Here is a 21,387-nt window from a genome sequence, read left to right on the forward strand (position 1 = left end):
CCATGTTGAGGGATCCCCATATGCGCTTGTCGTTTGTCGCCCTGATGGCGTCCACCATGCTTGCCGGTGCCTCCGTCGCCGCCGTGCCGGGCTCGATGTTCGCGCCTGCGACCACCGGCGGCGCACCCGCCGTCGCCGGCCAGCCGACCTATGGCAGCTTCGGCTTCGATACCGCCGGCATGGACAAGTCGGTCAAGCCGGGTGACGATTTCTATTCCTATGCCAGCGGCACCTGGCAGAAGACCACCGAGATCCCCGCCGATCGCGCCAGCTACGGCATGTTCCACAAGCTGCAGGATCTGAGCCTGGAACGCACCCGCGGCATCCTGGAGGATGCGGAGAAGCAGCCGGACAGCAAGATCGGCATGTTCTACGCGAGCTTCATGGACGAGGCCGCCGCCGATGCGAAGGGGGCCGCGCCGATCAAGCCGTGGCTCGCCGAGATCAAGGCCGCCAAGACCAAGGCCGCGCTGGCCGCCGAGATGGCGAAGCTCGCCCGGGCCGGCGTCTCGACGCCGTTCGGCACCGGCGTCGGCCAGGATGACAAGCATCCCGATACCTATATCGCGCAGTTCGGCCAGGACGGCCTCGGCCTGCCCAACCGCGATTATTATCTCAAGCCCGACGCGGCGCTGGCCAAGGCGCGCACCGCCTATGTCGCCTACGTCACCCAGATGCTGACGCTCGCCGGCGAGGCCAATGCCGCCGCCCGTGCGCAGGCGATCATGACCTTCGAGACCGGCATCGCCAAGGTCCAGTGGGCCGCCGAGGACACCCGCGACGCCGACAAGGGCTACAACAAGTGGGCGCGCGCCGATTTCGACGCCAAGGCGCCGGGCTTCCCGTGGGCGCCCTACATGGCCGGCCTCGGCTATGGCACGCAGAAGGATTTCCTGGTCGGCCAGCCGAGCGCCTTCACCGGCGAGGCCAAGCTGTTCGCCGCAACCCCGGTCGCGGTGCTCCAGGATTATATGATCATCCGCACGCTGGATGAATATGCCCGCTATCTGTCGAAGGACTTCATCGACACCAGCTTCGCCTTCCACGGCACCGCGCTGTCCGGCACGCCGCAGAACCAGCCGCGCTGGAAGCGGGGCGTCAGCCTCGTCTCCAGTGACATGGGCGAGGCGGTCGGCCAGGTCTATGTCGCCAAATATTTCCCGCCGGAAGCCAAGGCGGCGGCCGATGCGCTGGTCCACAACATCATCGCCGCAATGGGCACGCGCCTGAAGAACCTCAGCTGGATGGACCCGGCGACCAAGCAGAAGGCGCTGGAGAAGCTCGCCGCCTTCACCCCCAAGATCGGCTATCCGGACAAGTGGCGCGATTATTCGACGCTGGAGATCAGGCAGGGCGATCTGGTCGGCAACGTCGCGCGCGCCAACGCCTTCGAATATCAGCGCGGGCTCAACAAGCTCGGCCAGCCGATCGATCGCGGCGAGTGGGGCATGACGCCCATGACGATCAACGCCTACGCCAATCCGGTGATGAACGAGATCGTCTTCCCGGCCGCGATCCTGCAGCCGCCCTTCTTCGATCCGAAGGCCGATCCGGCGGTCAATTATGGCGGCATCGGCGTGGTCATCGGCCACGAGCTCAGCCATCATTTCGACGACCAGGGCCGCAAATATGACAGCCATGGCGCGCTCACCGACTGGTGGACGCCGCAGGACGTGACCCGCTTCACGGCGCTGACCGACCAGCTCGTCAAGCAATATGACGCCTATGAGCCGCTCCCCGGCCAGCACGTCAACGGCAAGCTGACGCTGGGCGAGAACATGGCCGATCTCGCCGGCCTGTCGCTCAGCCACGACGCCTATGAGCTGTCGCTGGGTGGCCAGCCGGCGCCGGTGATCGACGGCTTCTCCGCCGATCAGCGCTTCTACCTCGGCTATGCGCAGGTGTGGCGGACCAAGTATCGCGATCCGATCCTGCGCCAGCAGCTGCTGACCGATCCGCATTCGCCCGGAGTCCAGCGCACCGACGAGGTCCGCAACAAGGATCTGTGGTACAAGGCGTTCGACGTGAAGGCGGGCGAGAAGCTGTATCTGCCGCCGGCCGAGCGCGTGAACGTCTGGTAATCGCCGGTGCCCGCCCGTTCGGGTGATCCCGAACGGGTTTCGGGGCGGGCCGCATTGACGAAATGGCTGCGGAAGGCCGAATAAGGGCCATGCGTTTGCCCGTTCTACGTGCCGAACCCGTCCCGCTTCGCGCGGCTTCGCCCGCGCGGCCGACGCTGACCCCGGATCGCCTGATCGCGGGCGGCGTCGCCGGGCTCGGTGTCGCCTCTGCGGTGATGCTGGCACGGGCCGCCGGGGACTGGCGCTTCGCGGCGGGCTTCCTGGTCGGCTTTGCCGCGATCGCGGCGGCGATCATGCTGGCGGCGCGGGTGCGGCTGGGCAGCGGCGCCGGGGCCGGCATCGTGGGCGATACGACGCCACGCCCGGATCGCGCGCTGCTCCGCGCCACGCTGGACATGTGCGAGGAGCCGGCGGCGATCACCGATCGCGCGGGCCGGCTGGTCGCGGCGAACCTCGCTTATGTCGATCGCTTCGGTGCCGACGCAGTGCCGCCGGCGCTGCCCGGCCTGGCGCTCTATGCCGAAGGCATCGCCGGCGCCGGCCGCACCGCCTGGCGGGAGGGCGAGGCGGAATCGGCGCTCGGCAGTGCGGGCGTGCAGCTTCGCGTCCTGCGCGTCGGCGTGGCCGAGGATCACCTGCTCTGGCGCATCGGCGATGGGCGCGGCGAGGGGCGGACCGATGCCCTGCGGCTGGTCGGCGGCGGTTTTGGCGATCGCATGGGGCGCGCCGGGCTGATGGCGGCGCTGATCGACGAACGCGGCCGCATCCTCGTCGCCAACAAGGTGTTCACCGCCCGCGCCATGGGGGCCCAGGCGACCAGCGTGTCGGGCCGCGATTTCGCCGCCTGCCTGGTCCAGGATGCGGAGGGGGCGCTCCATTTCGGGCGCGACGGCGAGGGCGCCGACCCGCTCCGCCTGCTCCACATCCCGCTCGACGATGGCGAACTCGCCGCCGGTGCCGCCGCGATGCTGCTGTTCGACGATCCCGCCAGCCGCATCATCGAGCAGAGCTCGACCCGGCCGGACGATCTCTACGGCCTGCTCGGCATGTTGCCGCTCGGCCTCGCGCTGATCGATCGCGAGGGGCGCTTCCTCTTCCAGAACGAGGCATTCCGCGTCGCCGCCGGCATGAACGAGAGCGATGGCACGCTCTATCCGAGCGACCTCGTGGTCAAGGAGGACAAGTCCGCCGTCTCGGATGCGGTGCGGCGCTTCGCCGGCGGCAAGCCGACCGCCGGGCCGGTGGGCAATGGCCCGATCCTGTCCGGCGACGTGGCGGTTCGCCTGCGCCATCGGCCCGACGATGCGGTGTCGCTGACGGTCGCGTCGGCGCGCGGGCTCGGCGATGCCTCGGTGATCCTCAGCCTCAAGGATTCGATGGAGGAGGGCAAGCTCCAGCGGCAGGTCGCGCAGGCCACCAAGATGCAGGCGGTGGGCCAGCTGGCGGGCGGCGTCGCGCACGACTTCAACAATATCCTGACCGCGGTGCTCGGCCATTGCGACCTGATCCTGATGCGCCACACCCCCGGCGACAGCGATTATGACGACATCCAGCAGATCCGCCACAACGCCAACCGCGCCGCCGGACTGACCCGCCAGCTGCTCGCCTTCTCGCGCCAGCAGACGCTGCGCCCGCAGGTGCTCCAGCTGCCCGACGTGATCTCGGAGGTCTCCAACCTGCTGCGCCGGCTGATGGGCGAATCGATGCAGCTGGTGATCAACCATGGCCGCGCGATCGGCTCGGTGCGCGCCGATCCCGGCCAGCTCGAGCAGGTGATCGTCAATCTCGCGGTCAATGCCCGCGACGCCATGCCGCAGGGCGGCGAACTGACCATCCGCACCTATGGGGTCAGCGCCGCCGAGGTCCGTCGCCTCGGTGCCGACGTGCTGCCGGCCGGCGATTATTCGGCGTTCAGCGTCACCGATACCGGCACCGGCATACCGCCGGAGGTGCTGCCCAAGATCTTCGAGCCCTTCTTCACCACCAAGGAGGTCGGCAAGGGCACCGGCCTCGGCCTCTCGACCGTCTACGGCATCGTCAAGCAGTCGGGCGGCTTCATCTTCGCCGATTCGGAACTGGGGCGCGGCACCAGCTTCGTCGTCTACCTGCCGGTCTTCCACGGCGAGACGGCGGCGCCCGAGAAGGAGGTGCCCAAGCCACCCGCCCAGGAATTGTGGGGCACCGGATCGATCCTGGTGGTGGAGGACGAGGATATGGTCCGCTCGGTCGCCGAGCGCGCGCTCACCCGGCAGGGCTATCAGGTGCGGACGGCCGCCAATGGCGAGGAGGCGCTCGAGATCCTGATGCAGATGCCGGTGGGCGAGGGCCATGGCGGCTTCGACCTGCTGATTTCGGACGTGATGATGCCGACGATGGATGGCCCCACCATGGTCCGCCATGCCCGCGAGCGCTTCCCGAACCTGCCGATCCTGTTCATGTCGGGCTATGCCGAGGAGCAGTTGCGCAAGTCGATCCACCTCGACAATGTCTCCTTCCTCGCCAAACCCTTTTCGGTGCAGCAGCTGGCCGAGGCGGCGCGCGATACGCTGGCGCGCCACGCCAAGCCCGATAAGGCAAGATAAATCTTGTCGCGCAACGGCTTCGGCGGGTAGTCGGGCGCTATGAACGCACGCTCCATCCTCATCGTCGAAGACGAATCGCTGATCGCGATGATGCTCGAGGATTTCATCGACAGCCTCGGCCATGTCGTGGCCGGCACCGAAGACACCGTGGCCGGCGCGCTGGTGCAGGCGCAGAACGGGACGTTCGATCTCGCCATCCTCGATGTCCATCTGCATGGCCAGTCCTGCTGGCCGGTGGCGGATGCGCTGGCCGATCGCGACATTCCCTTCATTCTCGCCACCGGCGGCCATACCGAGCCGCCGCCCGCGCGCCATGCCGCGGCCCCCGTGCTCTCCAAGCCGTTCACACTGAGCGGCATCGAACAGGCGATCGATTCCACCGTCTGATTTTTTGCGGCGAGTCTTTGTTCTCTTCTTGTTCTGTTGGAACGAAGCTGGTACATGCCGCTTCGTCGATGGCGCGCATTGAAGCCCGCGCTGCCACGTTCTAACATCGGAGGAGACCGGCAATGGCCGCATCACTCAAGGTTATCGGGGCAAACGCGGATATGATCGACAAGCTGGCGGTTTCGGACAGGCAGAAGGCGCTCGACGCCGCGCTTGCGCAGATCGACCGCGCCTTCGGCAAGGGCTCGGCGATGCGGCTCGGCTCCAAGGAGACGATGCAGGTCGAGGCGATCTCAACCGGATCGCTCGGGCTCGACATCGCGCTCGGCGTCGGCGGCCTGCCGCGCGGCCGCGTGATCGAGGTCTATGGCCCGGAAAGCTCGGGCAAGACCACCCTCGCCCTCCATGTCATCGCCGAGGCCCAGAAGGGCGGCGGCACCGCGGCCTTCGTGGACGCCGAACATGCGCTCGATCCGGTCTATGCCAAGAAGCTCGGCGTCAACATCGATGAGCTGATCGTCTCGCAGCCCGATACCGGCGAGCAGGCGCTGGAGATCGTGGACACGCTGGTGCGCTCCAACGCGATCGACGTGCTGGTGGTCGATTCGGTGGCGGCGCTGGTGCCGCGTGCGGAGATCGAGGGCGAGATGGGCGACAGCCATGTCGGTCTCCAGGCCCGGCTGATGTCGCAGTCGCTGCGCAAGCTGACCGGCTCGATCAGCCGCTCGCGCTGCATGGTGATCTTCATCAACCAGCTGCGCATGAAGATCGGCGTGATGTACGGCAATCCCGAGACCACGACCGGCGGCAACGCGCTCAAATTCTACGCCTCGGTTCGCCTCGACATCCGCCGCACCGGCCAGATCAAGGATCGCGACGATATCGTCGGCAACGCGACCCGCGTGAAGGTGGTCAAGAACAAGGTCGCGCCGCCGTTCAAGCAGGTCGAGTTCGACATCATGTATGGCGAGGGCATCTCCAAGATCGGCGAGATCCTCGATCTCGGCGTCAAGGCCGGCATCGTCGAAAAGTCGGGCGCCTGGTTCAGCTATGATTCGGTGCGCATCGGCCAGGGCCGCGAGAATTCGAAGAATTTCCTGCGCGAGCATCCCGAGCTGGCCGACAAGCTGGAGAAAGCGATCCGCACCAAGACCGAGGCGGTCGCCGAAGCGATGATGACCGGCCCGGAAGAAAGCGACGACCTGTAAGACCGGGCGCGGCGCCTCTCGCCCCTGCGCGGGCGCGGCGCCGCCTGCGGGGCTTCGGCTGACCGTCCCCGATATCGCGCGGCGGCCAGGGCGGAAGGCCGGGGCGCTCGGGGCGGGGCGGGGTAGCAAGGCTCGTTCCTGTCTGCGGGGCGTTGATCGGGTGTCACCGGCAGGAGGGGCTCATGATCGTCGTCCATCATCTCGAGAATAGTCGCTCGCAGCGCATCCTCTGGCTGCTCGAGGAACTCGGGCTGCCCTACGAGATCCGCCACTATCGGCGCGATCCCAAGACCATGCTGGCGCCGCCGGAACTCCGGAAGGTGCATCCGCTCGGCAAGTCGCCGGTGATCGAGGACGAGGGCATCGTGCTGGCCGAGACCGGCGCGATCGTCGAGCATCTGGTGTTGAAGGGCGGCGGGTTCGGGCCGCCTTCCGATCTGCCGGGCGCGCTGCTCTGGCGCCAGTTCCTCCATTATGCGGAAGGCTCGATGATGCCGCCGCTGCTGGCGTTGCTCGTCGTCGGGCGGCTCGGCCTGCTCGGCCGACCCGCACGCAAGCCGTTGCTGAAGATGTTCGCGGTGCATCTGCGCTGGCTCGAGGCCGAATTGGCCACGCGCGACTGGTTCGCGGGGCCGCAGATCACCGCCGCCGACGTGATGATGAGCTTCCCGCTCGAAGCCGCGCAGGCCCGCGCCGGGCTGGACGATCGCTATCCCCGGCTTCAGGCATGGATCGCGCGCATCCACGCCCGCCCCGCCTATCAGGCGGCGCTCGCGAAGGGTGGGCCTTATGCCTATGCGTGAGGCTGGCGCGCTCGCTGAGATGGTGGCGAGATTGCTGATGACGGCGCCCGCTATGGAGGCAGGCGCCGAGAAGGAGCCCCTTTCCATATCTCGTCGCCCCGGACTTGATCGGGGGCCCGGCTTCCTGAATTTTGGCGGAATGGGGAAGAAGCGGGATCCTGGATCAAGTCCCGGATGACGGAGAAAATGGAATGGCTGCTCCCTGCCCCAGTTCGCGTCGTAGACCCGCATCGATTGCATGCCTAGAAGCGGACATCCCAGAGAATGGAACGGAAGCCTCATGCAATGGGTTGTCGATGGTGCAGTAGGCCTTCTTATATTGCTCGGCCTGCCGTTCGTAATTGCTAAACTGAAAACCAACGGCCGACGCAAGAGGCGCGCTCGTGGTGTCGTGGCAGGTATAGACGCCGGGATGGGTGTTTTCGATCCTGCTCGGGCGCGGGCCCGCCAAATCATCGAGATACGGCAAGAAATTGGTCATGAGGATGAGGGCGACGGCGACGACCTACTCAATAAACTGCCTCGGCGCTGAGGGCTGCTTCCGCCCAGAGTCGGTCATTAAGGGCGGGTGGCGCGGCGTTAGAAAGCATTCATTCGTTCATTCCTGCTGATTGCGCCCCTCAGTGCGCGAGCACGCCGAAATGACGTTAGTGGGAACTCGCTCGTCAGCTTCCCCAAGCTGCCGCAACCTCGCCAAGCGTCTTTAGGACGGCTTCGTCCTGCGGCCGCGTATCTTCCGAGAACGAGGGGTTTTCGAAGTAGCCGACTACGACGAGCGGTGGCCGGCCCCCGGGAGGAACCAGAACGGCGAGATCATTGGTTTTGTTACCGATCCCGGGACGCATGCCGGTGCCCGTTTTGTCCAAGCCCTGCCAATTCGCAGGAATACCGGCCCGTATGCGATCTAGGCCGCTTTCGGTTGCGGCCATCCAGCCACGTAGCCGGTTGCGGCTGACTTCGCTGAGCACATCGCTGAGGACGATCCGCCGCACCGTCTCGGCCATTGCCCTTGGCGTCGTGCTGTTTTTTTCGGTGCCGGGCGGGATCACGTTGACGGCCGGTTCGTAGTCATCGAGCCTGCTCTTATCGTCGCCGATCTCCCGCCAGAACTGTGTCACTGCGTCGGGTCCGCCGAGCCGGCGCGTGAGCAAGTTGGCCGCTGCATTGTCGCTGATGATCTGTACCGCCTCGGCAAGCGCCAGAATCCGCAAGCGGCCCTTGGCAAAATTCTCTTCTACGACAGGCGAGTGATCGACGAGATCGGCCCTGCTGAAAGCCAGTGTCTCGGCTAGGTCGAGGCGCCCGGCATCGGTTTCGCGAAGCACCATGGCGACAAGCGATAATTTGAACGTCGAGCAGTGACAGAAGCGTTCGTCAACGCGCCAACCGAAGTTTCGGCCACTGGCGGTATCAAGAATGAACGCTCCCAACCTGCCGCCTGCGTTGCGTTCAATGTCACGAAGACGTGCAATGGGATCGGAGTTCGGTACTCGCGCACCGGTGCAGCCGGACAGGAGCACGCTTGTGCCAATCCCGAAGATGAAATCGCGACGGCCAACCATAGGGTGTCACTACGGCTCGTCTGTTCAACGCGCCATCGTTTTTGGGACGCCAGCTACAACTGCTCGCCGCGCAGCAAGCGGACGATCCGGAGTCCACCGAGACTGTGAGGAAACGTCGTGATGTGTTAGTGTTTTCGACGTCATCGGGAGGCGTCGGATGGGTCGCACCCTCAAGGACTGGATGGGACGAAGTTATTTCAAGATGCGAAGGCTCAAGAACGTTGGAACCGAGATCGGCCTCCACATCCTCGCATATAATATCAAACGCGCCATCGCTCTCCGCGGTGTGCCGAGACTCATGGCAGCAATGCACGCCTGAACGGTCGCGCCTCCCCGCTGCGATGCCCAATCACCAAGACGCCGTTTTCGCACGGCCTCCACCACTTCCCGTCATCCTGACGAAAGTCAGGATCCCGGGCCTCGGGCGCCGGCGATGATAGCTCTGGATCCCGGATCAAGTCCGGGATGACGGCCAGAGGGGGACGGGTTTCTCCACCCGAGGCCTTTCCCATGCCGCCGAAGGATAGCGTCAGCGAGCCCCGCCCGTGCCTTCACCCGCAATCGCAACCGCTCGCTTGCCCGCCGCGCCGCGCTCGCCTAAATCCCCGCGCATGACATCGACCAACGACATCCGCCGCTCCTTCCTCGATTATTTCGGGCGCCAGGGGCATCAGATCGTACCGTCCGCGCCGCTGGTGCCGCACAACGATCCGACGCTGATGTTCGTCAATGCGGGCATGGTGCCGTTCAAGAACGTGTTCACCGGGCTGGAAACGCGGCCCTACAGCACCGCCACCTCGTCGCAGAAGTGCGTGCGCGCCGGCGGCAAGCATAATGATCTCGACAATGTCGGCTATACCGCGCGCCACCACACCTTTTTCGAGATGCTCGGCAATTTCTCGTTCGGCGATTATTTCAAGGAACAGGCGATCCACCACGCCTGGACGCTGATCACCAAGGAATGGGGGATCAACCCCGACCGGCTGACCGCGACCGTCTATCACACCGACGACGAGGCCTTCGCTCTCTGGAAGACGATCGCCGGCCTGCCCGATCACCGCATCATCCGCATCCCGACCAAGGATAATTTCTGGGCGATGGGCGACAATGGCCCGTGCGGCCCGTGCTCGGAGATTTTCTACGATCATGGCGACCACATCTTCGGCGGCCCGCCCGGCAGCCCGGACGAGGATGGCGACCGCTTCGTCGAGATCTGGAACCTGGTGTTCATGCAATATGAGCAGCAGGCCAACGAGATCGTCGGCGAACTGCCCAAGAAGTCGATCGACACCGGCATGGGGCTGGAGCGCATCGCCGCGGTGATGCAGGGCGTCACCGACAATTACGACACCGACACCTTCAAGGCGCTGATCGCCGCGTCGACGGCGCTGACTCGGACGGACGCCGAGGGCGATCGCCGCGCCAGCCATCGCGTGATCGCCGATCATCTCCGCTCGTCCTGCTTCCTGGTCGCGGACGGCGTGCTGCCCGCCAATGAGGGCCGCGGCTATGTGCTGCGCCGGATCATGCGCCGCGCGATGCGCCACGCCCATCTGCTGGGCGCCGCCGAGCCGCTGATGTACCGGCTGGTGCCGAGCCTCGTCGCCGAGATGGGCGCCGCCTTCCCCGAGCTGGCGCGCGCGCAGCCGCTGATCGAGGAGACGCTGAAGCTGGAGGAGACCCGCTTCCGCCAGACGCTGGCCAACGGGCTGCGCCTGCTCGACGAGGCGACCGCGACGATGGGCGAGGGCGATACGCTGGCCGGCGCCACCGCGTTCAAGCTCTACGACACCTTCGGCTTCCCCTATGATCTCACCGAGGATGCGCTGCGCACCCACGGCATGGCGGTCGATCGCGCCGGCTTCGATGCCGCGATGGCCGAGCAGAAGGCCGCCGCGCGCGCCGCCTGGAAGGGCTCGGGCGAAAAGGCCTCGGAAGAGCTGTGGTATGATCTCGCCGAGGAGCTCGGCAGCACGGAGTTCATCGGCTACGCCGCCACCGAGGGCGAGGCCACCGTCGTCGCGTTGATCCGCGACGGCGTGCGTGTCGATGCCGCGATCACCGGTGACGAGGTGGTGATCCTCACCAACCAGACGCCCTTTTATGCCGAGAGCGGTGGTCAGGTCGGCGACGTCGGCATCATCACCAGCGAGGACGGGTTCGAGGCCGAGGTGACCGATACGTCCAAGCCGCTCGGCCGCCTCCACGCGCACAAGGCGGTGATCGAGGGCGGCGAGGTCAAGGTCGGCGACGCGGTGTCGCTCAAGGTCGATGTCGAGCATCGCAACGAGGTGCGTGCCAACCATTCGGCGACCCACTTGCTGCACGCAGCGCTGCGCAACCATCTCGGCAAGCATGTCAGCCAGAAGGGCAGCATGGTCGCGGCCGAGCGGCTGCGCTTCGATTTCTCGCACCAGAAGGCGATGAGCGCGCAGGAGATCGCGGCGGTGGAGGCCGAGGTCAACCGCCATGTCCGCGAGAATGGCGCGGTCGGCACCCGGCTGATGACCCCGGAGGATGCCATCGAAGCCGGCGCGATGGCGCTGTTCGGCGAGAAATATGGCGACGAGGTGCGGGTGCTGTCGATGGGCAAGGTGGCCGACAACAGCTATTCGGTCGAGCTGTGCGGCGGCACCCATGTCAATGCGACCGGCGACATCGCGCTGTTCAAGATCGTCGCCGAGAGCGCGGTGTCGAGCGGCGTGCGCCGCATCGAGGCGCTGACCGGCGAGGCCGCGCGCGTCTGGCTGACCGGGCGCGACGACAGCCTCAAGGAGGTCGCCGCGACGCTCAAGGCCTCGCCCGAGGAGGTGCCGGCGCGCGTGGCCAGCCTGGTCGAGGAGCGCAAGCGGCTCGAGCGTGAACTGGCCGAGGCGAAGAAGGCGCTGGCGCTCGGCGGCGGCGGGGCCGGCAAGGCGGAGGCCGCGATCGAGCAGGTCGGCGGTCATGGCTTCATCGGGCAGGTGATCGAGGGTCTCGATCCCAAGAGCCTGCGCGGGCTGGTCGACGAGGCCAAGCAGAAGTTGGGCTCCGGCGTCGCGGTGCTGGTCGCGGTCAACGAAGGGCGCGGCTCGGTCGCGGTCGGCGTGACGGCCGATGTCGGCGCGAGCGCGGTCGATCTGGTCAAGGCGGCGGTGGCGGCGCTCGGCGGGCAGGGCGGCGGCGGCCGGCCCGATATGGCGCAGGGCGGCGGCCCGGATGGCGACAAGGCGGCCGACGCTGTTGCGGCGGTGAAGGCGGCGCTGGCGGGATAAGCTGGCGGCCTGAACCATGGCGAACGCGACGCGCGCGACGCTGGCGTTGCAGAAAGCCGGCGTCGCCTTCACCCTGCACCCCCATGCCTATGATCCGGATGCCGAGCGCAAGGGGTTGCAGGCGGCAGAGGCGCTGGGCGAACCGCCGGAATGCGTGCTGAAGACGCTGATGGTGATCGCCGACGGCGAGAAGGTCTGCGCGGTCGTGCCATCGAACCGTAGCGTCTCGATGAAGAAGCTGGCGGCGGCCTTCGGTGCCAAGCACGCCCAGATGATGGCGCCGGCCGATGCGGAGCGGGCGACCGGGTACAAGGTGGGCGGCATCAGTCCGTTCGGGCAGATGCGCCGCGTGCGCACCGCGATCGACGCCGATGCGCTGGCCCAGCCCCATGTCTATGTGAACGGCGGGCAGCGCGGCCTGCAGGTGCGGCTGGAACCGGCGCACCTCGTCGATGCGCTGGGCGCAGTGGTGGCGCCGATCACGACCTGAGCGCTTGGTGCGGCCCGATCCGAGGAGCAGGGATCGCCGCTCTGATTATGCCCGGCCCTTCGCGCGGGACGAATGGATGAATGGGACGACGCTTGAATCTCGATCCGTCCTCGTGTCACCTGTGTCGCGATGCTGTCGGGAGAGGGCGCGATGCTGTCGATCTTGTTGTCGTTGACGACCGTGGCCGTCGCTCCGGCTCCGCCACCACCGCCGCCGATGGTCCTGCCGTCGCCGGTCTCGCCACGATTTTCGGCGATGTCGCGCGATCCGGGGCCGAGCATTCTGTTCGATGTCGAGGTGCGGGCCGGCGGCGACCTACTGTGGAACGGCCCGATGCGGGTCAACGGCATCACCGGCTCCAGCGTCAACCGCAGCAAGAGCGATGCGCCCAGCGTCACCTGCCCTACGGTCGCGGGTTACGATCAGGGCGTGCGATCCAGCCTGTCGGTCAATCTCAGCGAGGTGCGGTTCGGCGATCCCGATGCCGATCGCTTCCAGTTGCGCGTGGCGCTCGACCGGCCCGGCGGAACAGCGGACGGTTGCGTGGACGGCGAGCGCAGTTCACGCTCGGTCGGCATGACCGAAAATCTGCACATGACGGCCGGCGAAACCCGCACGCTGGAGGGCGACGGCGGCCTTCAGATCAAACTGCATCGCCACTGAGCGGGTGTCTAGGCAACTTGCGCCCCACGCGCGACCGGCCGCGATCATCGATGGCGACCATCAATAGCGACGGGGCTGGGAGGCCGCAGAGCGCGAGACGCTCTCACCCCTCGCGCAGCCTGCGTCCGCGTTCCTTGGGGGCCTCGCTCATGCCGCCCATCTCCATGATCTCGGCGCGCTGTTCCGAGCGCTTCTCGTGGATCGAGGCGATCACCGGGCCGACCGCGACGCCGATCTCGGTCAGCACCGCCTCGGACAGCTGGAACGAGGATTCGAGCTGCTCGGGCACCGCATCGGTCGCGCCGGCGCGGTAGAGTTGCGCCGCGTGCGCGGCATCGCGGGCGCGCACGATGATCGGCAGCGCGGGATGCTCGGCACGGATGCGGCGGGTCAGCCGCAGCTGCGCCACCGGATCGTCCATCGTCAGCACCACTGCGGAGGCGGTATCGACGCTGAGCTTTTCCAGCATCTCCGGCCGCCCGGCGTCTCCATAGAGGACGGCATAGCCCTCGGCACGGGCATGGGCCACGCTATCGACGTCGGCGTCGATCGCCAGATAGAGGCGATCGTGGCGCGCCAGCATGTCGGCGACCAGCCGGCCGACCCGGCCGAAGCCGATCACCAGCACGCGGCCCTGGCCGTCCGGCACGGCCTCCGGCTCGATCTCGCGCGCCTGCCGCCGCTCGACGCGGTGGGCGACATCGCTGCCCAGCCGCGCCAGCAGGGGGGTGATGGTCAGGCCGATCGCGGTCACCGTCTGCCAGAAGGCGGCGGTGCCGGGCAGCACCAGCCCGGCGCCCTGCGCGGTGCCGAGCACGATCAGCGTGGTTTCGGACGGGCTCGCCATCAGCAGCCCGGTTTCGGCCGCGACACCGCGCGTCGCACCGGACAGACGGAGCAGCAGCGCGGTGACGATCGACTTGGCGGCGACGACGCCGACCACCGCCAGCACCAGCGACCCCCAATTGTGGCTGATCGCAGCGAGATCGATGCTCATGCCCACGGTGATCAGGAACACGCCGAGCGCCAGGCCGCGGAACGGCGCGGTGATGACCTCGACCTCGGTATGATAGTCGGTCTCGGCGATCAGCAGCCCGGCGAGCAGCGCGCCGACGATCGGCGACAGGCCGACCGCGCTGGTCGCGATCGAGGCGAGGATGACGACGAGCAGACTGACCGCGAGGAACAGCTCCGGGCTCTTGGTGCGGGCCGCCTGGGCGAACAGGGGTGGCAGCGCGAAGCGGCCGGCGACCAGCAGCACCACGACGGTGACCACGCCGGACAGCAGGGTCGTGCCGAATTCGGTCCAGCCGCCGCTGGCATTGGGGCCGATAGCGGCGAGCGCGAACAGGATCGGCACCAGCGCCAGATCCTCGAACAGCAGCATCGCGAAGGCGCCGCTGCCCACCGCGCCGGTCGTCCCCACCATCGGCAGCACCAGCGCCGTGGAGGAGAGGGCGAGGGCGAGGCCAAGACCGACCGCACCGGCCCATCCTTCGCCGAACAGGGCCAGCGCGCCGCCGATCACCGCCGCGCTCAGCAGCAGTTCGGCGGCACCGATGCCGAACACCCTGGCCCGCATCGCCCACAGCCGCTTGAACGACAGCTCCAGCCCGATCGCGAACAGCAGCAGGATGATGCCGAACTCGGCAAAGGGTTCGATCGAATGCGGATCGGTGATCGTGACGTGGTAGAGCCAGGGCCAGGACGGCACCCACAGGCCGAGGCCATGCGGCCCGAGTGCCACGCCGACGAGGATGAAGCCGATCACCGGGTTCACCTTGAAGCGGGCGAAGGCGGGGATGACGATCCCGGCCGCGCCGAGGATCACGAGCGCATCGGAAAAAGCGGTGGTCTGTGTGGGAAGGCCTGCCATGATGCCATCATGGCGGGGGCGGGGGGCTTAGACCAGCCCGGAAAGGGCCGGTGCGCCGCTGATCGTCAGCCGGCTTGTCACGGCTATTGGCCCCGTCGAAAAGACGGGGTGTCGACAGGGCGGAACGTCGAAAAGGCCAGGTGAGGGTCGCCTCGTGGCAGCCATTCTTTCCCCGCCCACTCAGGGAAGGGTTTTCTGGCGGCTATCGCCCAGTTTCAGCCATTCACAGGATCGGCTACACGCTCGTTATGCGACTGCTTTGGCCCCTCGAACGAGAAGTCCTTGAAATCACAGCAGCGGACTATCCGGCCTCTGCCGAGGCCTTTCGTCGCCAGATCGACACGGCGCGGGTCGTTAGCTTCGAGAACAGCGGAGCGGGCTTCTTTTCTAATCTTTCGGTAGCCGATGACGCCCCTGTGTTGTCCGAAACGTCACCTTTAACAGGAGCTTATGGAAGCGTGCTGGGTATCGAACATGGTATGGGCTTCATCGTGTTCCTGAAAGACGGCCGCCTCTCCATGATCGAAGGCTACTGCAACGACAGCGAGCCAACGACGGACATGGATTTCTCCCGAGCGGTATATGGGTTGATGCCGTGGGGCGCGAAACCGGACGTAGAGCCGTAGGACCGCTTTCCACCCATTCCGTCATCCTGACGAAAGTCAGGATCCAGAGCCTCGGGCGTCGGCGATGGCGGCTCTGGATCCCGGATCAGGTCCGGGATGACGATGGAAGAGCGGCGGCGTCCCACCACTTCCCGTCATCCTGACGAAAGTCAGGATCCAGAGCCTCGGGTGTCCGCGATGGCGGCTCGGAATCCCGGATCAAGTCCGGGATGACGACCAGAGGGCGTGACAGCTTCCCACCCAAAGAAGAGCCCCACCCGCCCTGTCACGCAAGCGGAAGAAGGCGGAAAGGCCTCGACGGGGCGGGGTGCGTGGCAGCGGCGCGTGCGATCCCATCCCCTCAAACGCATCGCGCCCGCGCAGACCGGAGCCTGCGCGGGCGCGACCGCCATTCTATCCGAAGAGGATCAGGCCCAGTTGGCCATTTCCTTCTCGAGGTTCAGGCGGATCGCGTCGAAGAACTGCTCGGTGGTCATCCAGTTCTGATCCGGCCCGACGAGGATCGCGAGATCCTTGGTCATCGCGCCGCCCTCGACGGTGTCGATGCAGACCTTTTCCAGCGTCTCGGCGAAGCGGGTGACGTCCGGCGTGCCGTCGAACTTGCCGCGGAAGGCGAGGCCCTGGGTCCAGGCGAAGATCGAGGCGATCGGGTTGGTCGAGGTCGCCTTGCCCTGCTGGTGCATGCGATAGTGGCGCGTGACGGTGCCGTGCGCCGCTTCGGCCTCGATCGTCTTGCCGTCCGGCGACATCAGCACCGAGGTCATCAGGCCGAGCGAGCCGAAGCCCTGCGCCACCTGGTCCGACTGCACGTCGCCGTCGTAATTCTTGCAGGCCCAGACGAACTTGCCGCTCCACTTGAGCGCGGAGGCGACCATGTCGTCGATCAGGCGATGCTCGTAGACGATGCCGGCGGCGGCGAACTGGTCCTTGAACTCGGCCTCGAACACCTCGGCGAACAGATCCTTGAAGCGGCCGTCATAGGCCTTGAGGATGGTGTTCTTGGTGCTGAGGTACAGCGGCCAGTTGCGGCCGAGCGCATAGTTCATCGAGGCGCGGCCGAAATCGCGGATCGAATCGTCGAGATTGTACATGCCCATGGCAACGCCGGCCGACGGGAAGTCGAACACGTCATATTCCTGGACATCGCCATTCTCGCCTTCCCACTTCATCGTGAGCTTGCCCTTGCCGGGCACGCGGAAGTCGGTGGCGCGATACTGGTCGCCATAGGCATGGCGGCCGACGACGATGGGATCGGTCCAGCCCGGGATCAGGCGGGGGACGTTCTTCATCACGATCGGCTCGCGGAAGATGGTGCCGCCGAGAATGTTGCGGATCGTGCCGTTGGGCGAGCGCCACATCTTCTTGAGGCCGAATTCCTCGACGCGGGCTTCGTCCGGCGTGATCGTGGCGCATTTCACGCCGACGCCATATTTCTGGATCGCGTGGGCGGAATCGATCGTCACCTGGTCGTCGGTGGCATCGCGGTGCTCGACGCCGAGATCATAATAATCGAGATCGATGTCGAGATAGGGCTTGATCAGCCGCTCGCGGATCCACTCCCAGATGATCCGCGTCATTTCGTCGCCGTCGATTTCGACGACGGGCGTCTTCACCTTGATCTTGGCCATGGGGTGCTCCGTAGCTGGGCCGGCAGAAGGCCGGCGGAAGGGGTGGTTTGCCGCTTAGGACGTGCGCGGCGCAGGATCAACCGTGACAGCGGATCGCAGACGCCTTAGACCGTGCGCCATGGCATCTCTCGAAAAACCCGATATCGGCACCACCACCGTGCGCTGGCGCTGGCCCTCCGTTCACCCGGAAGGGTATAAGTTCGCCGCGATCGCGGCGGTGATCACGCTCGTCTTCTTCCTCTTCGTGGCGGAATGGCTGGGCTGGATCGGCGTGATCATCACCATCTGGATCCTGGCCTTCTTCCGCGATCCGATCCGCACCACCCCCAGGGATGCGCGGATGATCGTCGCGCCCGCCGACGGGCTGGTGACGATGATCGCCACCGTGGCGCCGCCGCGCGAACTGATCGGGGAGGGCGCGCTCACCGCCGATCCGGTGATGCGCGTGTCGATCTTCATGTCGGTGTTCGATGTCCACATCAACCGCTCGCCGATCGCCGGCTCGATCAGCCGGGTCGTCTATATCTCGGGCAAGTTCCTCAGCGCCGATCTCGACAAGGCGAGCGAGGAGAATGAGCGCCAGCACATCCTCGTCGAGGGCAAGGATGGCCTGAAGATCGGCTTCACCCAGATCGCCGGCATGGTCGCGCGCCGAATCGTGCCGTTCGTGAAGCCCGGCGACATCATCGCCGCCGGCCAGCGTGTCGGCCTGATCCGATTCGGCAGTCGGGTGGACGTCTATCTGCCGGCCGGCACCTCGCCGTCGGTGCTGCTCGGCCAGCGCACCATCGCCGGCGAGACGGTGCTGGGCGTCGTCGGTCGCGACGAGCGGATCGAAGGCATCGCGCAATGATCGCCGGATCGACGTCGCGCGCGTTTCTCCGCCTGTGATCTCCGGCCGTGATCCTCGAGCGATGATCGTCATTTTTGTCGAAGTGCCGCTATTCGCATCGATGTCCCCGGCGAACCGGCAGGCAGGCGCGCCATGGCGGGCCTGAACCGTCGGGTCCGCGAAAATCGCCGGCTGCGCGATCGTCCGCGCCGGGGGATTCCGCTGCGCACCGTCGCGCCCAATGCGGTGACCGCGCTGGCGCTGTGCTTCGGCCTCTCCGCGGTGCGCTTCGCGATCGGCGAGAAATGGGAGTTGGCCGTCGCGGCGACGATCCTCGCCGGCGTGCTCGACGGGCTCGACGGTCGGATCGCCCGTCTGCTCAAGGGTGAGAGCCGCTTCGGGGCCGAACTCGATTCGCTGTCCGACGTGATCGCCTTCGGCGTCTCGCCGGCGGTGGTGATCTATCTCTGGTCGCTGCAATATATGCCGCAATTCGGCTGGACGATCGCGCTCAGCCTCGCGGTCTGCTGTGCGCTCCGCCTGGCGCGCTTCAACGCCCAGATCGATGCTGCCGAGGAGCCGCGCAAGGCGGCGGGCTTCCTCACCGGCATTCCCGCACCCGCCGGCGCCTATGCTGCCTTCGTGCCGATCTATCTGTGGCTGGCCGCCCAGGAGGCCGGGCTGACCCAGGTCGCGACGATCCTGCGATCGACCTATCTGATGGTGCCGTGGACGATCCTGATCGCGATCCTGATGGTCTCGAGCGTATCGACCTATAGCTGGTATTCGCTGCGCCTTCGCAGCCACATCCGCTTCGAGGCGATCGCGGTGATCGCCCTGGTCGGCGCGGCGCTGATCAGTGCGCCCTGGCCGACCCTGTCGATCGTGATCATCGGCTATCTGCTGACGATCCCGTTCAGCGCCAACGCTTACGCCCGGATCAGGCGGCAGCGCGCCGCGGCTGCGCCTGACCAGCCTGTGCCGGCGCCGCCTGCCAGCGACCCGCGGTCCTGACCCGAACCGGGTGACGGGCGATGCGATCGATCTTGCCGTGGCGGAGGCCGAGGGCCGTCATGATCTTGTCTTGCTCGGCGAGCAGCATGAAGGCGGTCAACGCGACAGCGGCGAACGCAACAAGGGTGAAAGCGATCGAAGCAAGAACATGGACCATGACGTGATCTCCTGAGCCGGTTCCACCCGTTTTCCTGTGGGGTGAACGGTTTGCCGCATGACCAGTTCCCTATGTTCCCTCTTTGTTCCTTTGTCAACTGTCCCATAGCGGGGCAGGCACCAAGTCTGTCGCCCCGCGCGAGCGTTCAAGCAGGTGCGAATCGCGCTTTGCTTCGCGGCACGGTTGCAATCGTCGCCGCTGCCCGCTAAGGGGCCGGCATCCCACACGCAGGGCGCCATAAACCGGTGCTGACAGGTGTCAGTCACTGCCCTGCGGAGGTTCAACCGGAAGGAGATATCCTATGGCGGCACCGTCCGTCTCGATGCATCAGCTGCTCGACGTTGGCGCGCATTTCGGCCACCAGACCCACCGCTGGAACCCGAAGATGAAGCCCTACATCTTTGGCGACCGCAACGGCGTCCACATCATCGATCTCTCGCAGACCGTGCCGCTGTTCGCGCGCGCGCTCGATTTCGTGAACGACACCGTCGCGCGCGGCGGCAAGGTTCTGTTCGTCGGCACCAAGCGCCAGGCGCAGGAGCCGATCGCGGAAGCTGCTCGCCAGTCGGGCCAGCATTTCGTCAACCATCGCTGGCTGGGCGGCATGCTCACCAACTGGAAGACCATCTCGGGCTCGATCAAGCGCTTCAAGGCGCTCGAGGAGCAGCTCTCGGGCGACACCCAGGGCCTCACCAAGAAGGAAGTCCTCCAGCTCACCCGCGAGCGCGACAAGTTCGAGCTGTCGCTCGGCGGCATCCGCGACATGGGTGGCATCCCGGACGTGATGTTCGTGATCGACGCCAACAAGGAAGAGCTGGCGATCAAGGAAGCCAACACGCTGGGCATCCCGGTCGTCGCGATCCTCGATTCGAACGTCTCGCCCGATGGCATCGCCTTCCCGATCCCGGCGAACGACGACGCCTCGCGCGCGATCCGCCTGTACTGCGATCTCATCGCCGAAGCCGCGACCCGCGGCAACCAGGGCGCCCGCGCCAGCAGCGGCCTCGACCTGGGGGCGATGGACGAGCCGCCGGCGGAAGCCGCGCTCGCCTGACAGGCTGTCACGCGATCGTAAGATCGCGGCCCTAGCGGCGGGGCAACCCGCTTTTCCGTCACCCCGGTGCTGAGCCGGGGTGACGTTGCACATTGAAAGGATTTTTGGACATGGCGGAAATCACCGCTGCGACCGTCAAGGAACTGCGTGAGCGCTCGGGCGCCGGCATGATGGATTGCAAGAAGGCGCTGTCCGAGAATGGCGGCGACATGGAAGCCGCCGTCGATTGGCTGCGCTCCAAGGGTCTTGCGGCCGCTGCCAAGAAGTCCAGCCGGACCGCCGCTGAAGGCCTGGTCGGCGTGGCCGTCGCCGGCACCAAGGGCGCTGCCGTCGAAGTCAATTCCGAGACCGACTTCGTCGCCAAGAACGACCAGTTCCAGGCGTTCGTCCGCACCGTCACCGGCATCGTGCTGGAGAGCGGCAACGACGATATCGAGGCGCTGAAGAATGCGCCCTATCCGGGCGGCGCCACGGTGGGTGATGCGCTCACCGCCAATGTCGCGACGATCGGCGAGAACCAGACGCTGCGTCGCGCCAAGGTGCTGACCGTGTCGCAGGGCGCGGTCGTGCCCTACGTCCACAACCAGACCGTGCCGGGCATGGGCAAGATCGGCGTGCTCGTCGCGCTCGAATCGGATGCCGGCATCGACGTGCTGGAGCCGCTCGGCAAGCAGCTGGCGATGCACATCGCCGCCGCCTTCCCGCAGGCGCTCCATGCCGATCACCTCGACCAGGACATGATCGAGCGCGAGCGCGGCGTGGCCCGTGAAAAGGCCGCCGAGAGCGGCAAGCCCGAGAACATCATCGAGAAGATGGTCGAAGGCGCGGTCCAGAAGTTCAAGAAGGAGGCCGCGCTGCTGTCGCAGCTCTTCGTCATGGACAACAAGACCTCGATCGAGGACGTCGTTGCCAAGGCGGGCAAGGAAGCCGGCACCAAGATCGTGCTGAAGGACTATGTCCGCTTCCAGCTCGGCGAAGGCATCGAGAAGGAAACGAGCGACTTTGCAGCGGAGGTGGCTGCGGCCGCCGGCGTCAAGGCCTAACACTTCCTTTCGCAAAGAGTGGCGCCCGTCGGCCTGTTGGTCGGCGGGCGCTTCTTTTTTGGCGCAATTGCACGGCGTCTGGACGAATTCTCCTCGTTCCCGATGCTTGGCAGGGGCGGGGGCCTTC

18 protein-coding genes and 1 pseudogene are annotated in these 21,387 nt (G+C 66.4%); 15 read left to right on the forward strand and 4 right to left on the reverse strand.

Going from position 1 to position 21,387, the window contains the following annotated elements; genetic code table 11:
* Nucleotides 1–20: 20 nt before the first annotated feature.
* From PBT88_RS08700 to PBT88_RS08720, 5 genes are all read left to right on the forward strand, one after another.
* On the forward strand, nucleotides 21–2,081 hold the full coding sequence (locus PBT88_RS08700; protein WP_270078795.1) for a M13 family metallopeptidase: 2,061 nt from the start codon (nucleotides 21–23) through the stop codon (nucleotides 2,079–2,081).
* Nucleotides 2,082–2,170: 89 nt separating this feature from the next.
* Nucleotides 2,171–4,663 (forward strand): hybrid sensor histidine kinase/response regulator, encoded by a 2,493-nt coding sequence (locus tag PBT88_RS08705; protein ID WP_270078796.1) that lies wholly within the window; start codon nucleotides 2,171–2,173, stop codon nucleotides 4,661–4,663.
* Nucleotides 4,664–4,702: 39 nt separating this feature from the next.
* The gene (locus PBT88_RS08710) at nucleotides 4,703–5,050 is read left to right on the forward strand and encodes a response regulator (protein ID WP_270078797.1); all 348 of its coding nucleotides are present in this window, start codon (nucleotides 4,703–4,705) and stop codon (nucleotides 5,048–5,050) included.
* Between the two features lie 122 nt (nucleotides 5,051–5,172).
* Nucleotides 5,173–6,258 carry a recombinase RecA gene (gene recA / locus PBT88_RS08715; RefSeq protein ID WP_270078798.1) on the forward strand — a complete coding sequence of 362 codons (1,086 nt, stop codon included), beginning with the start codon at nucleotides 5,173–5,175 and terminating at the stop codon, nucleotides 6,256–6,258.
* Between the two features lie 182 nt (nucleotides 6,259–6,440).
* Nucleotides 6,441–7,061 carry a glutathione S-transferase family protein gene (locus PBT88_RS08720; RefSeq protein WP_270078799.1) on the forward strand — a complete coding sequence of 207 codons (621 nt, stop codon included), beginning with the start codon at nucleotides 6,441–6,443 and terminating at the stop codon, nucleotides 7,059–7,061.
* Between the two features lie 163 nt (nucleotides 7,062–7,224).
* Here PBT88_RS08720 and PBT88_RS08725 read toward each other — a convergent pair whose 3' ends face one another.
* Both PBT88_RS08725 and bla read right to left on the reverse strand, forming a co-directional pair.
* Nucleotides 7,225–7,542, reverse strand: a complete 318-nt coding sequence (locus PBT88_RS08725; protein ID WP_270078800.1) for a hypothetical protein — start codon at nucleotides 7,540–7,542, stop codon at nucleotides 7,225–7,227.
* Between the two features lie 184 nt (nucleotides 7,543–7,726).
* Entirely contained in the window at nucleotides 7,727–8,623 is an 897-nt protein-coding gene (gene bla, locus PBT88_RS08730) for a class A beta-lactamase (RefSeq protein ID WP_270078801.1), read from the reverse strand.
* Between the two features lie 166 nt (nucleotides 8,624–8,789).
* On the opposite strand from bla, the pseudogene PBT88_RS08735 reads away from it, so the two are divergent.
* The 4 genes and pseudogenes from PBT88_RS08735 to PBT88_RS08750 all read left to right on the forward strand — a co-directional run.
* Nucleotides 8,790–8,942, forward strand: a pseudogene (locus PBT88_RS08735) (IS5/IS1182 family transposase); the annotation flags it as partial.
* Between the two features lie 292 nt (nucleotides 8,943–9,234).
* Nucleotides 9,235–11,877, forward strand: a complete 2,643-nt coding sequence (gene alaS / locus PBT88_RS08740) for an alanine--tRNA ligase (protein WP_270078802.1) — start codon at nucleotides 9,235–9,237, stop codon at nucleotides 11,875–11,877.
* A 16-nt stretch (nucleotides 11,878–11,893) separates the two neighbouring features.
* On the forward strand, nucleotides 11,894–12,367 hold the full coding sequence (ybaK, locus tag PBT88_RS08745; protein WP_270078803.1) for a Cys-tRNA(Pro) deacylase: 474 nt from the start codon (nucleotides 11,894–11,896) through the stop codon (nucleotides 12,365–12,367).
* A 129-nt stretch (nucleotides 12,368–12,496) separates the two neighbouring features.
* Nucleotides 12,497–13,030: a hypothetical protein gene (locus tag PBT88_RS08750; protein WP_270078804.1), complete on the forward strand. Its 534-nt coding sequence runs from the start codon at nucleotides 12,497–12,499 to the stop codon at nucleotides 13,028–13,030.
* A 103-nt stretch (nucleotides 13,031–13,133) separates the two neighbouring features.
* Here PBT88_RS08750 and PBT88_RS08755 read toward each other — a convergent pair whose 3' ends face one another.
* Nucleotides 13,134–14,906 (reverse strand): cation:proton antiporter domain-containing protein, encoded by a 1,773-nt coding sequence (locus PBT88_RS08755; RefSeq protein ID WP_270078805.1) that lies wholly within the window; start codon nucleotides 14,904–14,906, stop codon nucleotides 13,134–13,136.
* A gap of 248 nt (nucleotides 14,907–15,154) precedes the next feature.
* Here PBT88_RS08755 and PBT88_RS08760 point away from each other — a divergent pair, with 248 nt between their 5' ends.
* Nucleotides 15,155–15,532, forward strand: a complete 378-nt coding sequence (locus PBT88_RS08760) for a hypothetical protein (RefSeq protein ID WP_270078806.1) — start codon at nucleotides 15,155–15,157, stop codon at nucleotides 15,530–15,532.
* Between the two features lie 407 nt (nucleotides 15,533–15,939).
* Here PBT88_RS08760 and PBT88_RS08765 read toward each other — a convergent pair whose 3' ends face one another.
* Nucleotides 15,940–17,160, reverse strand: coding sequence for an NADP-dependent isocitrate dehydrogenase (locus tag PBT88_RS08765; RefSeq protein WP_270078807.1), 1,221 nt, complete (start codon nucleotides 17,158–17,160; stop codon nucleotides 15,940–15,942).
* 118 nt (nucleotides 17,161–17,278) lie between these two features.
* Here PBT88_RS08765 and PBT88_RS08770 point away from each other — a divergent pair, with 118 nt between their 5' ends.
* The 5 genes from PBT88_RS08770 to tsf all read left to right on the forward strand — a co-directional run bounded on the left by PBT88_RS08770 (nucleotide 17,279) and on the right by tsf (nucleotide 21,260).
* Nucleotides 17,279–18,013: a phosphatidylserine decarboxylase gene (locus PBT88_RS08770; protein ID WP_270078808.1), complete on the forward strand. Its 735-nt coding sequence runs from the start codon at nucleotides 17,279–17,281 to the stop codon at nucleotides 18,011–18,013.
* Nucleotides 18,014–18,145: 132 nt separating this feature from the next.
* Nucleotides 18,146–19,006 carry a CDP-alcohol phosphatidyltransferase family protein gene (locus PBT88_RS08775; RefSeq protein WP_270078809.1) on the forward strand — a complete coding sequence of 287 codons (861 nt, stop codon included), beginning with the start codon at nucleotides 18,146–18,148 and terminating at the stop codon, nucleotides 19,004–19,006.
* 10 nt (nucleotides 19,007–19,016) lie between these two features.
* On the forward strand, nucleotides 19,017–19,178 hold the full coding sequence (locus PBT88_RS08780) for a hypothetical protein (protein ID WP_270078810.1): 162 nt from the start codon (nucleotides 19,017–19,019) through the stop codon (nucleotides 19,176–19,178).
* A 286-nt stretch (nucleotides 19,179–19,464) separates the two neighbouring features.
* A complete protein-coding gene (rpsB, locus tag PBT88_RS08785; RefSeq protein WP_270078811.1) occupies nucleotides 19,465–20,217 on the forward strand; it encodes a 30S ribosomal protein S2 in 753 nt (250 codons plus the stop codon).
* Nucleotides 20,218–20,327: 110 nt separating this feature from the next.
* Nucleotides 20,328–21,260, forward strand: a complete 933-nt coding sequence (gene tsf, locus PBT88_RS08790; RefSeq protein WP_270078812.1) for a translation elongation factor Ts — start codon at nucleotides 20,328–20,330, stop codon at nucleotides 21,258–21,260.
* Nucleotides 21,261–21,387 lie beyond the last annotated feature (127 nt).

It is taken from the genome of Sphingomonas abietis (assembly GCF_027625475.1).
Classification (GTDB): Bacteria; Pseudomonadota; Alphaproteobacteria; order Sphingomonadales; family Sphingomonadaceae; genus Solisphingomonas; species Solisphingomonas abietis.